This is a genomic window from Pseudomonas sp. 43mfcvi1.1 (assembly GCF_900115935.1).
Lineage (GTDB): Bacteria > Pseudomonadota > Gammaproteobacteria > Pseudomonadales > Pseudomonadaceae > Aquipseudomonas > Aquipseudomonas bijieensis.
Genome location: NZ_UETT01000011.1, coordinates 159,555 through 178,666, shown reverse-complemented (window position 1 = coordinate 178,666; position 19,112 = coordinate 159,555). Strand labels below are relative to the sequence as shown.

Genomic DNA, 19,112 nt, shown 5'->3' with positions numbered 1-19,112 from the left:
CTACACTAGCGGCCTCTTGTGACAGTGTTGCCTCTTGATGACCGCGCTCAAATACCTCCAGGCCTATCCCGCCGCCCTGCAAGCCCAAGTGCAGCAATTGATCGCCCAGGACCGTCTGGGCGATTACTTGCAACAGCGCTATCCCGGGCGGCATCCGATCCAGAGCGACAAGGCTCTGTACAGTTATGCGCTGGATCTCAAGCAGCAATACCTGCGTAACGCGCCAGCCATCGACAAGGTGCTGTTCGACAATCGCCTGGACCTGACCCACCGCGCCCTCGGCCTGCACACGGCGGTATCGCGGGTGCAGGGCGGCAAGCTAAAGGCCAAGAAGGAAATCCGCATCGCTGCGCTGTTCAAGGACGCGGCGCCCGAGTTCCTGAACATGATCGTGGTGCACGAACTGGCGCACTTCAAGGAGTCGGACCACAACAAGGCGTTCTACCAACTCTGCGAGCACATGCTGCCGGGCTATCACCAGTTGGAATTCGACCTGCGGGTGTACCTGACCTGGCGGGACCTGCAACCCCACAAGGAATGACCCGATGGACGTCAGCAAGACCAAGACCAGCTTCTACCGTCGTTTGTATGTGGCGTACCTGATCGACAGCGGCGTGGCCAGCAACATCCCGGCTCTCACCGAAGCCACCGGCATGCCACGGCGCACCGCCCAGGACACCGTCGCCGCGCTGGCTGACCTGGATATCATTTGTGAGTTCGAGCAGGAGCAGGGCGCACGCAATCATGCCGGGCGTTATCGGATTCGCGATTGGGGGGCGATCGATCGGGGGTGGATCGAGGGGAATTTGCAGCGGATCAAGGCGGTGCTGGAGTATCCCTGAGTTATGTCGGTGTCGGTGCGGGCCCCTTCGCGAGCAGGCTCGTTTCCACATTTTATTCATCTTCGTATACAGATTTTGTGTTCACTGAAGATCCACTGTGGGAGCGAGCCTGCTCGCGAAAGCATTCTCAGGGCCGATGCATACCGATGTGTGGAATCCCATCCTCCAGATATTCCACACCCACCACCTCAAACCCATACCGCCCGTAGTACCCCTGCAAATGCGCCTGGGCCGACAATGAGATCGACGTGCCGGGCCAATGTTTCTCGGCCTGCTTCAGCGCCTCTTCCATCAGTGTGTGGCCTAGTCCCTGGCCGCGCGCTTGCGGTGCGATGATTACCCGTCCGATCACCACGTCACTGTTCTGCGAGTGCGGATCGAGCAAACGCAGGTAGGCCACCAGGTGGTTGTCCTGCCAGGCCATCAGATGGCAGGTGTCGCCTTCCAGGTCCAGCCCATCGACGTCCGGGTAGGCGCAGTTCTGTTCGACGACAAACACCTCGGCACGCAGTTTGAGGATGGCGTACAGCTGCTCCTTGCTCAGGTCACTGTGATGTTTGCAGACCCATTCGATATCCATTTTGGAATTTCCTGAAGAACCTGATGCCGATATTAAGCGTGCTTTGCCCGGAAGTCTCTTTCCTCGGGTGGCTGGAAAATCTGTGACAAAGACCAAAATGCCATCATTCCCCTGTCGCGGCGTTGTCTTCTTTGTGTAATCTTCGTGACAGCGCTGCGTAGCGGTTGCAATGAGCTAATGTTAGGACCGGATGTCTGAGGATATCCGTTGGGTTTCGGCTAAAAACAAACCGGGCTTTGAACCCGTCAAGGATGTTTGGCATGCCGCGATTGCATCGAGCTCTTGCATTGATCGGGTTGCTGTTGCTGAGCTACGAGGCTTGCGCGCAAAAGCTGCGTCTGGTCGCCGATGCCTGGCCACCCTTTACCGATTCCACGCTGGTCAATGGCGGCCTGGCGACTGATATCGTCGCCACGGCCCTGGCGCGGGCCGGCTATGCCACGGACTTCGAACAGGTGCCCTGGGCCCGGGCGATGCTGGGTATCAGCGAGGGCCGCTATGACGTGCTGGTCAACGCCTGGTACAGCGAGGAGCGCACTCAAATCGGCCAGTTCTCGGCCGAATACCTGCTCAACCGCGTGCGCTTCATCAAGCGCAAGGACGAATCGATCCAGTTCGACAGCCTGCAACAGCTGCACGCCTATCCCATCGCCGTGGTCCGCGGTTATGCCTATTCCAAGGACTTCGACGAAGACCCGCAAATGCAGAAAGTTCCTGTGCACAACTTCGCGATGGCGGTGCGCATGCTGGCGGCCGACCGCGTGAAGTTGACCCTGGAGGACGAATACGTCGCGCGCTATTACCTGGCCCGCGAATCGGCCAAGGTGCGTAGCGCCGTGGAATTCCTGCCCAAGCCATTGAGTGAAAACAGCCTGCACATCCTGGTCAGCCTGAAGAGCCCGGAGCATGAGCAGATCGTGGCCGGGTTTGACCGGGAGATCGCGGCGATGAAGGCGGATGGGAGTTATGCGCGGTTGTTGAAGGCACATGGGATGTAGGGCCTGAGCCGCCCCTATCGCGAGCAGGCGCGCCCCCACATGGACCTGCTGTAACACAAGGTCTATGTACGCCAACAATCCACTGTGGGAGCGAGCCTGCTCGCGATGAGGCCCGCCTAACCGCCACAAGCCTCAAGCCTCAAGCCTCAAGCCTCAAGCCTCAAGCCTCGCTGGTGTCCTTGACCAAATGCGCCGCCAAGGTCCGCAATGGACCGAGTTGCCGACAGATCAACCCCAATTGCGTCTGCACCAAGCGCTGGCCTTCGTCGATTTCATCGGGCATCTGCTCAAGCTCATTGGCCAGGGCCTCCTCCTCGTCGCTTTGGACCACAATCGGCGTTTTACTCGCCAGGCCCTGGGCAATTTCGTCGATGCTTGCCGCCAATTTCACCCCCGCACCGTCGATCAGTTGCTCGCGTACCTGCGCCGGCAGTTCGGTGCCTCGGTGGGCACCCAGGCCGGACAGGTAACTGAGCAGCGTGTGGGACAGCACCAGGAAGCGGAACCCCACATCGGCTTCCTTACGGAAATGCCCCGGCTCCATGAGCATGTTCGCCAACGTGGTGGACAGCGCGGCGTCGGCGTTGTGGGCGTTGCGCCGGGCCAGGCGGTAGGCCAGGTCGTCGCTTTTGCCGGCGGCGTATTGCTGCATGATCTGGCGCAGGTAAATGCTGTTGCAGGTCAGCGTGTTGGCCAACACCTTGTTCAGCCGCCGACCTTGCCAGTCGGGCAGGAACAGGAACACCGCAAGCCCGGCGATCAGGCTGCCGAGCAGGGTATCGAACAACCGCGGCAGCAGCAGCCCGTAGCCGTCGCCCACCTGGTTGAAGCAGAACAGCACCATGATGGTGATCCCGGCAGTTGCCAGGGTGTAGCGGGTCGTGCGGTTGGTAAAGAACACCACCCCGGCGGCAATGGCGAAGCTCGATTGCACCAGTGGGTTGGGAAACAGATCGAACAACGCCCAGGCCACCGTCAGGCCGATGGCCGTGCCGATGATCCGTTGGCCGAGCTTGCGCCGGGTGGCACCGTAGTTGGGTTGGCACACGAACAGCGTGGTGAGGATGATCCAGTAGCCCTGGGACGGGTGGATCATGTGCACCACGGCGTAACCCACGCTTAGAGCCAGGGGCAAGCGCAGGGCATGGCGGAACAGCAGCGAGGTGGGCGTGAGCTGAGTGCGCAAGCGCAGCCAGACATCCTTGAGGCTGCGCGGCGAGCGGTCGAGCAGGCTGCTGTCGGTGGCGTCGGCCAGGGCGTCGGGGTTGCTCGCGTCGCTGAGCAGGCGGTCCATGGTGGCAAGGTTCACCGACAGTGCCCGCAACGAACGCAACAAGCCGCGCCAGGCCGGGTTGCTCTGGATGCGCAGGTGTTCGAGGGAGGCGTGCAGGTCGTTGAGCGCCTCGGCGAAGGTGTCGTCGTAGACGAACGGCTGGCGTAGCTGGATCGACTCGGCCAACGCCTGGCAGGCCTTGCCTTGCTGGCGCAGCAGGCGCTGGCAGCGGAACAGCACGTCACTGTGGAAGAAGGCCTCGGCCAGGGCGTTGTAGGGGTAGTGCGAAGAGCTGGCGCGTTCGTGGATGTCCTGGGCCAGGAAGTACAGCTTCAGGTAGCGGCTGACTTTCGACCCGGGCCGGCCGTTGCCCACGCGGTGCAGGATGATTTCCTTGGCGCTGTTGAGTGCAGCGACCACCCGGCCGTTTTGCTGGGCCAGCTCCAGGCGTCGGGCTTCGATGTCCAGTTGGCGGATCGGCTCCAGGAGCGACGATTTGAGTTTCAAATAGCGCCCCAGCTCACGAAACAGCCGCGCCAGGCTTTGTTGCACCGGTTGGTTGGAAAACAATGCCTGCCACAATACCGACAGCAAGCCGTACCACGCGGCACCGGCGACCAGCAGCAGGGGTTCATGCCAGAAGTCGGTGACCGCGCCACCGCGCTGGTCCACGCCGATCATGGTGTAGACCGAAAGAATCAACGTGGCCGAAGCGATGGCGCCATAGCGCTCACCCAGGGCGCCGAGCATGGTCAGGCCAAAGGCCGCCAGGGCCAGGGCGATGATGAACAGGACGGGGTAGGGGAACAGCAACTCCACCGACAGCGCCGCGACGGTGAAACACACCAGGGTCACGGCCAGCGCGTTGAGGCGGCCCTGCCAACCGTCGTCGGTCTCGGCCAGGGCGCTGGCGATGATGCCCAGGAACAGGGGGATCAGCAATGCCATCTCATCGAGATACCAGCACAGCCCCATGCTGCCGGTCAGGGCGATGAACACCCGCACGCTATAACTGAACTTATCCAACGCCCAAAGGCGACGCAAAGACTGGCTAAACGAGTTCGATGACATGAAGTGCACGGGCCTGACGGGCAATGACGCTAAATTGAGGCAGTAATGACGCCGACGCAATGGCGGCGATCACATCTGACAGCAAAAAGTGTTCCGGGGGACACCTGAGGCCACTTTATCTGTGGCGAGGGAGCTTGCTCCCGCTGGGCTGCGAAGCAGCCCCTTTGGTCTACGCGCGCTCTTTCAGATAGAGCACGGTGCCTGTTTTGCGACTGCTGCGCAGTCGAGCGGGAGCAAGCTCCCTCGCCACAAAAGCAGGCTCAGCATCGATTGGGCTCAGACGTATTGCGCGGCAGCGTATCCCGAAGCCCACGCCCACTGGAAGTTGAACCCGCCCAGGTGCCCGGTGACGTCCAGCACTTCGCCAATGAAATACAGCCCGGGGCTTTTCAGTGATTCCATGGTCTTGGACGAGACTTCCCGAGTGTCGACGCCGCCCAGGGTGACTTCGGCGGTGCGGTAGCCTTCGGTGCCGGCGGGGACGAGGTTCCAACATGCCAGTTTCTCGGCGATGTCCGCCAGTTCCGCGTGGGTGTATTGCTTCATGGGTTTGGAGACGAACCAGGTGTCGGCCAACAGGTTGGCCATTTTCTTGGTGAACAGCTCGCCCAGCAGGGTTTTCAGTTCGCTGTTGGGGCGTTCGGCCTGCTGCTGTTGCAGCCATTGCGGAACGTCGTGGTCAGGCAGCAGGTTGATCTGCACCGTGTCCCCCGGCTCCCAGAACGAGGAAATCTGCAGGATCGCCGGACCGCTCAGGCCGCGATGGGTGAACAGGATGTTCTCGCGAAAGCTCTGCTCGTTGCAGCTCACCAGGCAATCCACCGATGTCCCTGACAGCTCGGTGCACAGCGCCTTGAGCTGGTCGGTGATGGTGAACGGCACCAGCCCGGCACGGGTCGGCAGCAGTTGGTGACCGAACTGCTTGGCCACCTGGTAACCGAAACCGGTCGCCCCCAGGGTCGGGATCGACAGCCCGCCCGTGGCGATCACCAGGGATTGGCAGGCGATGGTGTCGAGGGTGGTTTGCAGCAGGTAGCCGCCGTCGGTTTTTTCGATCTGCGTGATCGAGGTGTCCAGGTGCAGGTTGACGCCCGCCTGGTCGCATTCATCGAGCAGCAGGCCGAGGATGTCGCTGGACTTGTTATCGCAGAACAACTGGCCGAGCTTTTTCTCGTGATAAGGCACGCCGTGCTTGGCCACCAGGGCAATGAAGTCCCATTGGGTGTAGCGGGCCAGGGCCGACTTGCAGAAGTGCGGGTTCTGCGAGAGAAAATTGCCCGGCTCGGTGTACATGTTGGTGAAATTGCAGCGTCCACCGCCCGACATGAGGATTTTCTTGCCAGCCTTGTTGGCGTGGTCCAGCAACATCACCTGCCGCCCGCGCGCGGCGGCGGTCAGCGCGCACATCAACCCCGCGGCGCCAGCGCCAATGATCACGACTTCGGTAGAGCGCAAAACGGTGTCCTCTCACAAATTCTAATTTCACCGAAAACCACTGTGGGAGCGGGCTGTGTGGGAGCAAAGCTTGCTCGCGATCCAGGCGCTGGAGTCCTCAAGAGACCGCGGCGTTTTCATCGCGGGCAAGCCTTGCTCCCACACAGCTCGCTCCCACAGTTTGATCTCTGTTTGTCAGGCGATTGGATTACAGGATCCGCACCCGCAACGACCGGCCCTTGATCTTGCCATCGTTCAGGCGTTGCAGGGCCTGTTTGGCGATGCCGCGCTCCACGGCCACGTAGGCCTGGAAATCAAAGATCGCGATCTTGCCGACCTGGGCGCCGGGGATGCCGGCCTCGCCGGTCAGGGCACCGAGGATGTCGCCGGGGCGGACCTTGTCCTTGCGCCCGGCGCCGATGCACAGGGTGCTCATGGCTGGCAGCAGCGGGCCGCCGCCCTGGGACTTGAGGTTGTCCAGTTGGTCCCAGCTCAGGGGCGACTTCTGCAGTTGCTCGATGGCCTGGGCGCGGTGGGCTTCGGATGGCGCCACCAGGCTGATGGCGATGCCTTTCTCGCCGGCGCGACCGGTGCGTCCGACGCGGTGGATGTGGATTTCCGAGTCCCGGGCCAGTTCGACGTTGATCACCATGTCCAGGGCATCAATGTCCAGGCCGCGGGCCGCCACGTCGGTGGCCACCAGCACCGAGGTGCTGCGGTTGGCGAACATCGCCAGCACCTGGTCGCGGTCACGCTGTTCCAGGTCGCCGTGCAGGCCGACGGCGGAGATGCCCTTGGACGTCAGATGGTCGACGGTTTCCTGGACCTGCTGCTTGGTGAAGCAGAACGCCACGCAGGAGGCCGGGCGGAAATGCGCCAGCACCTTGACCACCGCGTCCATGCGCTCTTCGGGAGAGATCTCGTAGAAACGCTGCTCGATCTGCGCGTCGGAGTGGAACGCCTCGGCCTTCACTTGCTGCGGGTTGCGCATGAACTTGGACGACAGTTGCTTGATGCCCACCGGGTAGGTGGCGGAGAACAGCAGTGTCTGGCGGCGTTCCGGGGTCTGCTGGATGATGTCTTCGATGGCGTCGTAGAAACCCATGTCGAGCATGCGGTCGGCTTCGTCGAGGATCAGCGTGTTGAGGCCGTCGAGCACCAGTGAACCCTTGCGCAGGTGTTGCTGGATGCGTCCCGGCGTGCCGACGATGATGTGGGCGCCGTGTTCCAGGGAGGCGATCTGCGGACCGAAGGACACGCCACCGCACAGGGTCAGGACCTTGATGTTGTCTTCGGCGCGGGCCAGGCGGCGGATTTCCTTGGCGACCTGGTCGGCCAGCTCGCGGGTCGGGCACATCACCAGTGCCTGGCAGCCGAAGAAACGCGGGTTGATCGGGTTCAGCAGGCCGATGCCGAAGGCCGCGGTCTTGCCGCTGCCGGTCTTGGCCTGGGCGATCAGGTCCATGCCCTTGAGAATCACCGGCAAGCTCTGCGCCTGGATCGGCGTCATCTGGGCATAACCGAGTGATTCGAGGTTAGCCAGCATGGCGGCGGACAGCGGCAAAGTATTAAAAGCGGTGGCAATGGTGGTCACGGGACTGGCCTGCAAAACAAAATGTCGCGCAGTGTAGCAGCCTCGTGCCACTTTCTTCGAAAGTTCTGGACGAGCTGTGGGGCCTCTGGCCGATCACAACTGTGGCGGGTGTTCAATCTGTGGCGAGGGGATTTATCCCCGCTGGGCTGCGCAGCAGCCCCCAAAAGAGTGAATACGTTCTGCCTGTCTTACCGAGGTGACAGCTCTGGGGCTGCTTCGCAACCCAGCGGGGATAAATCCCCTCGCCACAAAAGCTCGCCGAGCTCGGCTTAATGCTCGATATGCTCATCCGGCCGCTTGACCCGCCGCCCATCCTGTTTCGACAACTGGGAAAAAATCGTCGCCGCCAGCATCGCCATGATCCCCACCGTCACGAACGTCAGCTGGAACGCCCCCAGCACCGTCTCCACCCCGTCGTTGCCAACCTGGGCGGTGAAGCCGCCGAGCAAGGCGCCGGCGCAGGCCACGCCCAGGCTCAGGGACAGTTGCGCCACCACCGACAACAGGCTGTTGCCGCTGCTGGCACTGGCGTCGTCCAGGTCGATCAGGGTCACGGTGTTCATCGCGGTGAATTGCAACGAGTTGATTGCCCCCAGCACCGCCAGTTGCGCCAGCAGCAGCCAATACGGCGTCTGTTCGCTGACCAGGCCCATGCTCGCCAGCATCAGGCCCAGGGCCAGGGTGTTGCCGGTCAGGACGATGCGATAGCCCAGGCGTTCGATCAGCGGCCGGGCCACGGACTTGGCGACCATTGCCGCCGCCGCCAGGGGCAGCATGCTCATGCCGGCCTGGGACGGTGAATAACCCAGGGCCACTTGCAGCAGCAAGGGCACCAGAAACGGCAGGGCGCCGCTGCCCAGGCGGGCGAACAGGTTGCCGAGAATGCCCACGGCGAAGGTCCGGGTCTTGAACAGCGACGGTGGGAACAGCGCGTTCTCGACGTGCCCGGCCCTCAGCCAGTAGGCCGCCAGGCAGGCCATGCCGCCGAACAGCAGCAACATCACCCGCAGGTGCGGCAGGTGCAGTTCGCCGAGGCCCTCCATGGCAATGGTGATCAGCACCATCGCCGCGCCGAACAGCAGGAACCCCAACCCATCGAACCGCGTTCGCTCGCTGCCGCGCAGGTCGGGGATGAACTTCCATACCGCATAACAGCCGATCACACCCACCGGCAGGTTGATGATGAAGATCCAGTGCCAGGTCAGGTATTCCACCATCCAGCCGCCCATGGTCGGCCCGATCAGCGGGCCGAGCAGGCCGGGAATGGTGATGAAGCCCATGATTCGCACCAACTCCGAGCGCGGGTACGCCCGCAGCACCACCAGCCTGCCCACCGGCAGCATCAATGCACCGCCCAGGCCCTGGATGACTCGCGCACCGATCAGCATGCTCAACGAATTGGACAGGGCGCACAGCAGCGAGCCGAAGCTGAACAACAGGATCGCCCCGAAGAAAATCTTCTTGGTGCCGAAGCGGTCGGCGACCCAGCCCGACGCAGGGATCAGCAGCGCCACGGTGAGCATGTAGGCAATGATCACGCCCTGCATGCGCAACGGGTTTTCCGCCAGGTCACTGGCCATGGCGGGCAGGGCGGTGTTGAGGATGGTCCCGTCCAGGGACTGCATGAAGAAGGCGATTGCCACGACCCAAGGAAGCCAGCGGGCGGTGACGGCGTCGAGCGGTGCGCGGTTGGGCATGGGACCTCTTGTTTGTGTCCGGTGTTGATGGTGGCTTCATCGCGGGCAGGCCTTGCTCCCACATGCATGGCGCACATCCTGTGGGAGCAAGGCTTGCCCGCGATGCTTTTTACAGGGTCAGGGTCAACCGCTTGACCAGCGCCCCCGGCAACAGCATCGAAGCCGTGGCCCGCTGGCTGTAGGTGCTGGCCGAGAGCAGCAGTTCCCGCTCCCGGGTCAGGCCTTCGAGTTGTGAGCCGAGCAGGCTGTAGACGCTGTCGTCGAAGCGCATGGTACTGACCGGCGCCACGATCTGGCCGTTCTCGACCCAGAACGTGGCGAAGCGAGTCATGCCGGTCAGGCGGGCGGCCGGTTGGTCCGAGTAGTTCAGGTACCAGAGGTTGCTGATGTACAGCCCGGTGCCAAGTTGTTCGAGGATGTCTTTTTGCGCCAGTTGCCCGCCCTGCATGTCCAGCGCGGTGGGGTACTCGTAGCTGCTGGCGCCATTGGCGGCGAGGCCGTATTCGGCGGCGCTGCGGGAGTTGACCAGCCGTGCGTTGGCCGTGCCCCTGGCGATCAGCGCCAGGTCATCGCGGGGATAACCTTCGTCGGAAAACGCCGGGCTCAAGGAGCCGCTGACCTGCTCGCTCAGCCATACGTCGGGGCTCAGGCTGGCTTCGTTGGCGTAGAACTTCTGCAACGGGCTCTGCTTGCTGGCAATCGCCCGGGCCGAGAATCCTCCCCAACTGAGCATGCCCATGATTTCTTCCAGGGCGGCCGGTGCCAGGTAGGCGCGGTATTCGCCGGGCGCCAGCGTGCGCAGCGGGCGGCCGAGAAACGCCAATTGCTCGCGGGCCTGCTCGAAGCGCCGGGCAAATCCTTCGCTGCTCCAGGCATGCCCGGCGTAGCTGGCTTTCACTGCCTGGCCGTTTTCATGGAACAGGCTGAAATCGAAGTTGAAGCTGTTGGCCTGATGCCAGCCGAACGCGCCCGAGGAACTGGCGAAGCCTCGGCTGATGGGCCCGGCGGCGTAGAAACCCACCAGGTCCAGGCCTGCGGCGGCGCGAGTGATTTCAGCCACGGCCTGCTCGGTATCCGGCAACGGATGGTCCTGCACGTTATGGCTCTGCCAGTGGTTGGGGTTGAGCAGCAGATACGGATCGCGGGGCAGCAACGGCAAGGTTTCGCGCAGCTGTTGCAGGCCTTCGGCCAGGCGTTGCAGATCGGTCTCGGTGTTGCCGGACAAGGTGATCTGCAGGTCGGCGTGGCGGCCGTCGTCGATCAGTTTGAAACTGACATTGGCCTGTTGCACCTGCCCGGCCTGGCGCACCTTGCCGTGGTTGAAGCGCACGAAGGCCGAGGACTCGGCGGCGTAGCCGAGGGTGAACTGTTCAGGCTCATGCAGCGCAGCGCGCAGCCAGTCGACCAAAACCTTGAATGCCTCGGCCTGATTCTTGACGGTGCTCATATTTTCGGAGCTCATCAGGCATCTCCCCCAAACACATCAACGTTGCTGAACACACAGGCCGGCGAGGCATGGCCGACGCGGATGACCTGGTTCGGTTCGCCCTTGCCACAGTTCGGCGTGCCGAGGACCTGGAAGGTGCTGGCATCGCCCACGGCGCGCAGGCTCTTCCAGAACTGCGCGGAAATGCCGCGGTAGTTGGGGTTCTTCACCACGCCCTTGAGCTCGCCGTTCTCGATCAACTGGCCCCACTCGCAGCCGAACTGGAACTTGTTGCGGGCATCATCGATGGACCAGGAGCGGTTGGTACGCATCAGCACGCCGTGCTCGGTGCCCTGGATCAGTTGCTCCAGGGGCTGGTCGCCAGGTTCGATGTTCAGGTTCGCCATGCGGTCGATGGGCGGACGATTCCAGCCGCAGGCGCGGCTGTTGGCGACACCGGCAAGGCCCGCGCGGAATTGCGACAGCGCACCGCCCAATGGCCGCAGCAGCAGGCCATCACGGATCAGGAACTGTTTGCTGGCGGCAGTGCCCTCGTCGTCATGGCTGTAGCTGGCCAATTCCTCGGGGATATCCGGGTCGAAGGTGACGTTCAGCAGGCTGGAGCCATATTGCAGATGCCCGAAGTCGCTGGCCTTGATGAAACTGGTGCCAGCGTAATTGCGCTCGTCTCCCAGGATGCGGTCCAGTTCCAGCGGATGACCGATGGACTCGTGGATCTGCAGCATCATCTGGTCGGGCATCAGCAGCAGGTCACGGGGGCCTTGCGGCGTGTTCGGCGCCATCAGCAGTTGCAAGGCCTGATCGGCGATTTTCAGCCCGGCACCGATCAGGCCGCAGCGGCTGATCACATCGAAGCCGCCTTGCTGGCCGAAATTTTCCCGCCCCAGGGTGCGGGTCTGGCTGTCGTGGCCGTCGAAGGCGGTGACTTCCAGGGCCGGGTAGATGAAGCGTTGGGCCTGGCGCAGTTCAGCGCCGGCACTGTTGAGATAGATCTGTTCGACCTGGGTCAGGCCGATGCTGGCCTGCCAGTTCACCAGGCGTTCGTCCTGGGGGACTGCGGCCGATTCGTCGCCGAGCAATTGGTAGCAGTCGCTCAGGGCAGGAAAGGTCTGGTCGAAATTCGGCGAGAAGTAATCAGCGCGGTCGCTGGACACCGCTTGCTCGCGCAGGTCGAGCAGGGCGTGGGGCTTGAGCCCGCGAGCGTGTCGTTCGGCCTGTTCCAGCGCCGCTTGCAGGCCGGCCTGGGACAGGTCGTTGGTAGCGGCATACGCCTCGACCCCGTTGACCCGTGCGGTGAGCATCGCACCTTCATCACGGCTTAGGCTGGGCGGTTCGGCGACATTCTTGCGCACCGACAAGTGCTGGCCGGACTCGCGCACGTAACGCAGGGAAAAGAATTCAGCGCCCGTGCGCAAGGCAGCAAAACGCTGCTTGAGCCGGGGGTGGAAGTCGAACATGGAACCTCCTTGTCTGGAGTGGCGGTGCAGCGGCGTGTGGCGTATTGACGCGGTGGCTCTAGAGTAGGCCTGGGGTGGGGGAGGGATCAAGGAAGATGGGGATTTACGATGCCAGGTCGGGTGCCATCGCGAGCAGGCTCGCTCCCACAGTGGATCTTTGGTGACCACAAAATCTGCGGCCACCACCAATCCTCCTGTGGGAGCGAGCCTGCTCGCGATGGCGGTGTGATGTCTTACTGCGCCATAGGCCCCACTTCACGCATCGGCTTACCACGCACCGGCGCATCACCAGCCACGTAGTACGGCGCAGTGCTGCGTGGCAGGGGTTTGCGGCCACGGATCTTGTCGGCGATTTTCTCGGCGATCATGATCGTCGGCGCGTTCAGGTTGCCGGTGGTGATGATCGGCATGATCGAGGCATCGACCACGCGCAACCCTTGCATGCCATGCACGCGGCCTTCGCCGTCCACCACCGCCATGTCATCGGTGCCCATCTTGCACGAGCAGGACGGGTGGAACGCGGTTTCGGCGTGTTCACGGATGAACTGGTCCAGTTGCGCGTCCGTCTGCACCTCGATGCCCGGGCTGATCTCGCGACCCCGGAACGGATCGAGCGCCGGCTGCTGCATGATCTCGCGGGTCAGGCGGATGCCGTCGCGAAACTCCTGCCAGTCCTGTTCGGTGGCCATGTAGTTGAACAGGATGCTCGGGTGCTGGCGTGGGTCCTTGGACTTGGCCTGGATCCGCCCACGGCTCGGCGAACGCATGGAGCCCATGTGTGCCTGGAAACCGTGCTCCTTCACACCGTTGCTGCCGTTGTAGTTAATCGCCACCGGCAGGAAGTGATACTGGATGTTCGGCCAATCGAATTCCGGACGAGTGCGGATGAAACCGCCAGCCTCGAACTGGTTGCTGGCGCCAATGCCGGTGCCGTTGAACAGCCATTCGGCACCGATGGCCGGCTGGTTGTACCAGAGCAGCGACGGGTACAGCGAGACCGGTTGGGTACAGGCGTATTGCAGGTACAGTTCCAGGTGATCCTGCAGGTTTTCACCGACGCCTGGCAGGTCGTGGACCACCGGGATGTCGAGGCTTTCCAGCAATTTGGCCGGACCGACGCCGGAGCGTTGCAGGATCTGCGGCGAGGCGATGGCGCCGGAGCACAGCAGCACTTCCTTGCGTGCCCGGGCTTCGACGCGCTCTTCGGCCGCGCCCACCAGGTAACGTACGCCGACCGCGCGCTTGCCTTCGAACAGGATCTTGTCGGTCAGGGCGTGGGTGACGATGGTCAGGGTCGAGCGCTTCTTGGCGATATCCAGGTAACCGCGCGCGGTACTGGCGCGACGGCCGTTGGGCGTGACGGTACGGTCCATAGGGCCGAAACCTTCCTGCTGGTAGCCGTTGAGGTCTTCGGTACGCGGGTAACCGGCCTGCACGCCGGCTTCGACCATGGCGTGGAACAGCGGGTTGTTGCCGGCCTTGGGCGTGGTCACGCTGACCGGGCCATCACCGCCGTGATAGTCATTCGGGCCGATGTCACGGGTTTCGGCTTTGCGGAAATACGGCAAGCAATCCAGGTAGGTCCAGTCCTCCAGGCCCGGCAGCTTGGCCCAGTTGTCATAGTCCAGGGCGTTGCCGCGGATGTAGCACATGCCGTTGATCAACGACGAACCGCCCAGGCCCTTGCCGCGCCCGCATTCCATACGACGGCCGTTCATGTGCGGCTCCGGGTCGGTCTCGTAGGCCCAGTTGTAGCGCCGGCCTTGCAGCGGGAAGGCCAGGGCGGCGGGCATTTGCGTGCGGAAGTCCAGGCGATAGTCCGGGCCGCCGGCTTCAAGCAACAGGACGGTGACGCCTTCATCCTCGGTCAGGCGAGTGGCCAGGGTGTTACCGGCCGAGCCGGCACCGATGATGATGTAATCGAATTCTTGGGACATGAAATGCACCCTCTTTTTGAATTGGGTTCAGGTCGCGGTTGCCTGTGGCGAGGGGATTTATCCCCGTTCGGCTGCGCAACAGTCGTAAATCAGCGACTGGGTTTGTCTGAAGAATGAGGGGGGCTTGAGAGGGGCTGCTACGCAGCCCCACGGGGCGGTGCGACGTTTCGCTAAATCCCCTCGCCACAACGGCGTTCACTCAAGGCCTCATGTCGGATCAGAACACCGACGTGTAATCGCCCAGGTCGACCTGTACCGATTTGATGCGTGTGAAGTTGTTCAGCGAGCTGATGCCGTTCTCCCGGCCCACGCCCGATTGCTTGTAGCCGCCAACCGGCATTTCAGCCGCCGATTCACCCCAGGCGTTGATCCAGCAGATACCGGCCTCGAGCTGGTGGATCACGCGGTGGGCGCGGTTCAGGTCGCGGGTGACGACGCCGGCGGCCAGGCCGAAGTCGGTGTCGTTGGCGCGGCGGATCACTTCTTCTTCGGTTTCATAGGTGAGGATGCTCATCACCGGGCCGAAGATTTCTTCACGCACGATGGTCATCTCGTCGGTGCAGTCGGTGAACACGGTGGGAGCGACGAACGCGCCCTTGGCCAATTCGCCGTCGGTCAAGCGCCCGCCGCCGCACAGCAGGCGCGCGCCCTCGGCCTTGCCTTTCTCGATGTAGCCCAACACGCTTTCCATGTGGGCGAAGCTCACCAGCGGGCCGAAGTTGGTGTTTTCGTCCTCTGGATTACCGATGCGGATGCGCGCCACGCGCTCGGCGATCTTGGCCTCGAAGGCGGCCTTGAGGTGGCTCGGCACGAACACGCGGGTACCGTTGGTGCAGACCTGGCCGGAGCTGTAGAAGTTGGCCATCATCGCGGTGTCGGCGGCGCGATCCAGGTCGGCATCGTCGAAGATGATCAGCGGTGACTTGCCGCCCAGTTCCATGGTCACGTCCTTGAGCGAAGAACTCGAGGCGCTGGCCATGACTTTCTTGCCGGTGTCGGTGCCGCCGGTAAAGGAGATTTTCTCGATGCGCGGGTGTTCGGTCAGCCAGGTGCCGACTTCGCGGCCGCTGCCGGTCAGTACGTTGAACACACCCGCTGGAACGCCGGCTTCGGTGTAGATCTCGGCCAGTTTCAGGGTGGTCAGCGAGGTGACTTCGCTCGGCTTGAAGATCATCGCGTTACCGGCTGCCAGGGCCGGGGCGGATTTCCACAGGGCGATCTGGATCGGGTAGTTCCACGCGCCGATACCGGCCACCACGCCCAGGGGCTCGCGACGGGTGTAGACGAACGACGTGGTGCGCAGCGGCACCTGCTCGCCTTCGATGGCAGGCACCAGGCCGGCGTAGTATTCCAGCACGTCGGCGCCGGTGACGATGTCGACATAGCGGGTTTCGGAATAAGCCTTGCCGGTGTCGAGGGTTTCCAGGGCGGCCAGCTCATCGTTGCGCTCGCGCAGGATTTCCACCGCGCGACGCAGGATGCGCGAACGCTGCATGGCGGTCATGGCGGCCCAGACCTTCTGACCCTTCTCGGCGCTGACCACGGCGCGCTCGACGTCCTCGAACGTGGCGCGCTGCACCTGGGCAAGAACTTCACCGTTGGCAGGGTTGATGGCTTCGAAAGTGGCATCGCCGCTGGCATCGCTGTACGCGCCATCGATGTAGAGTTTTTGCAGTTCGAAACGGGCCATAAAGTCCTCGCAAGTGCATAAAGTGGTTGGCTGGCCACCGAGCGTGTCGTCTATAGCTGACTACGCGGTTCGGCGACGGTTCAGGAGCCGAGCGGTTCTGTGTGCTCTGATACCCCTGCCTTGGCCAGTTGGAAATCCATGTATTCGTAAGCGATCCGGTGCGCCTGGGCGGTATCGAACGCGTCTCCCGACAGCGCTCCGCGCAGCCACAAACCGTCAATCAGCGCGGCCAGGCCCCGTGCCGCGCTGCGGGCCTCATCGAGGGACAACACGCGGCGGAACTGGCAACACAGGTTGGAGTACAGGCGGTGGTCGTTGATCCGCTGCAACCTGTGCAATGACGGGTGATGCATGCTGGTGGCCCAGAAGGCCAACCAGGTTTTCATTGCCGGGCCGTTGACCTGGCTGGCGTCGAAGTTGCCTTCGATGATCACCTTCAGGTGAGCCCGTGGGCTCGAGTCCTCGAGCGCCTGGCGGCGCGCGGTGACGTTCTCGCTCAGGACAGTCATCAGGTACTGGGCCGTGGCCGCGATCAGGCCATTCTTGTCCTGAAAGTAGTGACTGATGATCCCGTTGGAAACACCGGCCAAACGGGCGATCAGCGCAATGCTGGCGTCCCCCATGCCGACCTGATCGACCGCTTGCAGCGTGGCTTCGATCAATTGTTGACGGCGGATGGGTTGCATACCGACCTTGGGCATCTAGCACATCTCCTTAGGCCATCCGGCGCACGAATGTCGTTTGCCGGAATGAAAGCCAGTCTATTTTGTTTTGATTGAACGTTCAATCAACAAAAAATAAATTCTATGACAAGTCGTCGCTGTTTACCGGGGCGAGGACTTTTGGGGATGTCTTTATAACACTCGTCGGTTGGCATGTAGGCTTAATGCGCTTGATAGCTGGAATACTGTTGTGGTGAGGGGATTTAGCGAAACGTCGCACCGCCCCGTTGGGCTGCGAAGCAGCCCCAGAGTTGTTAGCCGTTAGCACCACACAAACAAAAACGCCGCGAACATCTCGCGGCGTTTTTGTCTGTGGGCTCAGCCCAGGTTCTTGCCGAGCAGTGCGTGGTACAGCTCGCTGTCGCCCAGGATCCCGACGACTTTCTGATTATCGTGGAGCACTAGTTTGTTGCCGGTCTGGTAGCGGATCTGCAAGGCGTCGCGCATGCCGATGTTGGAGTCCACCAGGGTCGGACGGCGGCCCAGTTCCTCGACGGCTTGGCCGGGTACCCAGTTTTGCAGGTCCAGCGCCGCGCCGTTCTGCCGGGCGCCCTTGATGGTGTTGCCCTCGGCCAGGTCGAGCCAGGAGTCGCCGCCCGGGTCCAGGCACACCGAACCGTTGATGCGCTTGCAGTTGTCCAGGGTGCGCATGAGGCTGCGACCGCAGAGGACGTTGAGCGGGTTGGTGTGGGCGACGAAAGTGCGCACGTAGTCGTCCGCCGGGTTCAGTACGATTTCTTCCGGCTTGCTGTACTGGATGATCCGGCCGTCTTTCATGATCGCGATGCGGCTGCCCAGCTTCAGGGCTTCGTCCAGGTCATGGCTGACGAACACGATGGTCTTGCTCAGCTTGCGTTGCAGCTCCAGCAGTTCGTCCTGCAGGCCCTGACGGATCAGCGGGTCGAGCGCGGAGAAGGGTTCGTCCATCAGCAGGATGTCGGCGTCCATCGCCAGGGCGCGGGCCAGGCCGACCCGTTGCTGCATGCCGCCGGACAACTCGTCGGGCTTCTTGTTGCGCCACTGGGTCAGGCCCACCAGCTCAAGCTTTTCATCCACCAGCTTGCGCCGTTCCTTTTCCGGGCGGCCCTGCATTTCCAGGCCGAAGCTGATGTTCTCGCGCACTGTCAGCCAAGGCATCAGGGCGAACTTCTGGAACACCATGGCGATGCGCTTGGTGCGCATCATCTTCAGTTCGGCGGGGGTGCAGGACGCGATGTCGATCTGCCGGCCTTCGTGCTCGACGAACAGCTTGCCGCGGCTGACGGTGTTCAAGCCGTTGATGCAGCGCAGCAGGCTGGATTTGCCGGAGCCGGACAGGCCCATCAACACGCAGATTTCGCCTTTCTCGATGTCCAGGCTGGCTTTTTCCACGCCGACGATTTGTCCGGTTTTCTTCAGGATTTCGTTGCGGGTCATGCCCTGGTCGAGCAGCTTGAGGGCCTCGCGCGGATCCCTGGCGAAGATCACGTCAACGTCTTCAAAACGAATTATGCTCATGCGTCACCCCCTACTTTGGCGTCGGGTTGCTTGCAGATTCGGTCGAGCATGATCGCCAGCAATACGATCGCCAGGCCGGCTTCGAAGCCCAGGGCGATATCAGCGGTGTTCAGTGCGTTGACCACGGGTTTGCCCAGGCCATCGGCACCCACCAGCGCGGCGATCACCACCATCGACAACGACAGCATGATGCACTGGGTGATACCGGCCGCGATGCTCGGCATCGCATGGGGCAGTTCGATACGCGACAGCAGTTGGCGACGGGAGCAGCCGAAGGCTTTGCCGGCGTCCATCAGTTCGTCCGGAACGTCGCGGATGCCCAGGTAGGTCAGGCGGATGGGCGCGGCAATCGCGAACACCACCGTGGAGATCAGGCCCGGGACCACACCCAGACCGAAAAGGGTCAGGGTAGGAATGAGGTAAACGAAGGTCGGTACGGTCTGCATCAGATCGAGTACCGGGCGCATCAGGGTGTAGAACATCGGCTTGTGCGCGGCAACAATGCCCAGCGGCACGCCGATCAGTACGCAAACCAGGGTCGCGAACAGCACCTGGGCGAGGGTTTCCATGGTCTCTTGCCAGTAACCCAGGTTGAGGATCAGCAGGAAAGACGCGATGACGAATACGGTCAGGCCCCATTTGCGCTGGATGAAATGCGCCAGTAGCGCGATGAGGCCGATCAGGGCCAACGGGTTGAACCAGGTCAGCGCAAACGTCACGCCGTGAATCATCGTTTCCAGGAACAGCGCGATTGCGTCGAATGTGCTGGCGCCGTGTTGCGTCAACCATTCAACGAAGCCGGCGATGTACTGGCCTAAAGGTATTTTCTGATCAATGAGCATGGTAGTGAACGTCCGCATGCAAGGGAATAAA

General features: G+C 62.5%; 14 protein-coding genes and 1 pseudogene. 3 read left to right on the top strand and 12 right to left on the bottom strand.

The annotated features are described in order from the left end of the window. Positions 1-37: 37 nt before the first annotated feature. Both DTP52_RS21145 and DTP52_RS21140 read left to right on the top strand, forming a co-directional pair. A complete protein-coding gene (locus DTP52_RS21145) occupies positions 38-541 on the top strand; it encodes a M48 family metallopeptidase (protein WP_109755070.1) in 504 nt (167 codons plus the stop codon). A gap of 4 nt (positions 542-545) precedes the next feature. Beyond that, positions 546-842, top strand: coding sequence for a helix-turn-helix domain-containing protein (locus DTP52_RS21140; RefSeq protein ID WP_109755069.1), 297 nt, complete (start codon positions 546-548; stop codon positions 840-842). A 127-nt stretch (positions 843-969) separates the two neighbouring features. Here the strand turns inward: DTP52_RS21140 and DTP52_RS21135 are convergent, their stop codons facing one another. Continuing rightward, the gene (locus tag DTP52_RS21135) at positions 970-1,422 is read right to left on the bottom strand and encodes a GNAT family N-acetyltransferase (RefSeq protein ID WP_109755068.1); all 453 of its coding nucleotides are present in this window, start codon (positions 1,420-1,422) and stop codon (positions 970-972) included. Between the two features lie 260 nt (positions 1,423-1,682). Here DTP52_RS21135 and DTP52_RS21130 point away from each other — a divergent pair, with 260 nt between their 5' ends. Further along, positions 1,683-2,420, top strand: a complete 738-nt coding sequence (locus tag DTP52_RS21130; protein ID WP_109755067.1) for an ABC transporter substrate-binding protein — start codon at positions 1,683-1,685, stop codon at positions 2,418-2,420. A 160-nt stretch (positions 2,421-2,580) separates the two neighbouring features. Here the strand turns inward: DTP52_RS21130 and yccS are convergent, their stop codons facing one another. From yccS to choW, 11 genes and pseudogenes are all read right to left on the bottom strand, one after another. After that, positions 2,581-4,764, bottom strand: a complete 2,184-nt coding sequence (yccS, locus tag DTP52_RS21125; protein ID WP_109755066.1) for a YccS family putative transporter — start codon at positions 4,762-4,764, stop codon at positions 2,581-2,583. Between the two features lie 276 nt (positions 4,765-5,040). Continuing rightward, positions 5,041-6,219, bottom strand: coding sequence for an NAD(P)/FAD-dependent oxidoreductase (locus tag DTP52_RS21115; protein WP_109755065.1), 1,179 nt, complete (start codon positions 6,217-6,219; stop codon positions 5,041-5,043). A 187-nt stretch (positions 6,220-6,406) separates the two neighbouring features. Further along, entirely contained in the window at positions 6,407-7,744 is a 1,338-nt protein-coding gene (dbpA, locus tag DTP52_RS21110) for an ATP-dependent RNA helicase DbpA (protein ID WP_232199893.1), read from the bottom strand. 317 nt (positions 7,745-8,061) lie between these two features. After that, positions 8,062-9,498 (bottom strand): annotated as a pseudogene (gene mdtD / locus DTP52_RS21105) (multidrug transporter subunit MdtD); the annotation flags it as partial. Positions 9,499-9,598: 100 nt separating this feature from the next. After that, complete coding sequence (locus DTP52_RS21100) at positions 9,599-10,936, bottom strand: TldD/PmbA family protein (protein ID WP_109755121.1); 1,338 nt, start codon at positions 10,934-10,936, stop codon at positions 9,599-9,601. A gap of 14 nt (positions 10,937-10,950) precedes the next feature. Further along, positions 10,951-12,393, bottom strand: coding sequence for a TldD/PmbA family protein (locus DTP52_RS21095; protein WP_109755063.1), 1,443 nt, complete (start codon positions 12,391-12,393; stop codon positions 10,951-10,953). A gap of 233 nt (positions 12,394-12,626) precedes the next feature. Then, positions 12,627-14,330 carry a choline dehydrogenase gene (betA, locus tag DTP52_RS21090; RefSeq protein WP_109755062.1) on the bottom strand — a complete coding sequence of 568 codons (1,704 nt, stop codon included), beginning with the start codon at positions 14,328-14,330 and terminating at the stop codon, positions 12,627-12,629. A 217-nt stretch (positions 14,331-14,547) separates the two neighbouring features. Further along, a complete protein-coding gene (gene betB / locus DTP52_RS21085; protein ID WP_109755061.1) occupies positions 14,548-16,020 on the bottom strand; it encodes a betaine-aldehyde dehydrogenase in 1,473 nt (490 codons plus the stop codon). Between the two features lie 80 nt (positions 16,021-16,100). Then, positions 16,101-16,721: a transcriptional regulator BetI gene (betI, locus tag DTP52_RS21080; RefSeq protein WP_109755060.1), complete on the bottom strand. Its 621-nt coding sequence runs from the start codon at positions 16,719-16,721 to the stop codon at positions 16,101-16,103. Positions 16,722-17,060: 339 nt separating this feature from the next. Next, positions 17,061-18,239 carry a choline ABC transporter ATP-binding protein gene (gene choV / locus DTP52_RS21075; protein ID WP_109755059.1) on the bottom strand — a complete coding sequence of 393 codons (1,179 nt, stop codon included), beginning with the start codon at positions 18,237-18,239 and terminating at the stop codon, positions 17,061-17,063. Continuing rightward, positions 18,236-19,081 (bottom strand): choline ABC transporter permease subunit, encoded by an 846-nt coding sequence (choW, locus tag DTP52_RS21070; protein ID WP_003206355.1) that lies wholly within the window; start codon positions 19,079-19,081, stop codon positions 18,236-18,238. The genes choV and choW overlap by 4 nt, the downstream gene beginning before the upstream one ends. Between the last annotated feature and the right edge of the window lie 31 nt (positions 19,082-19,112).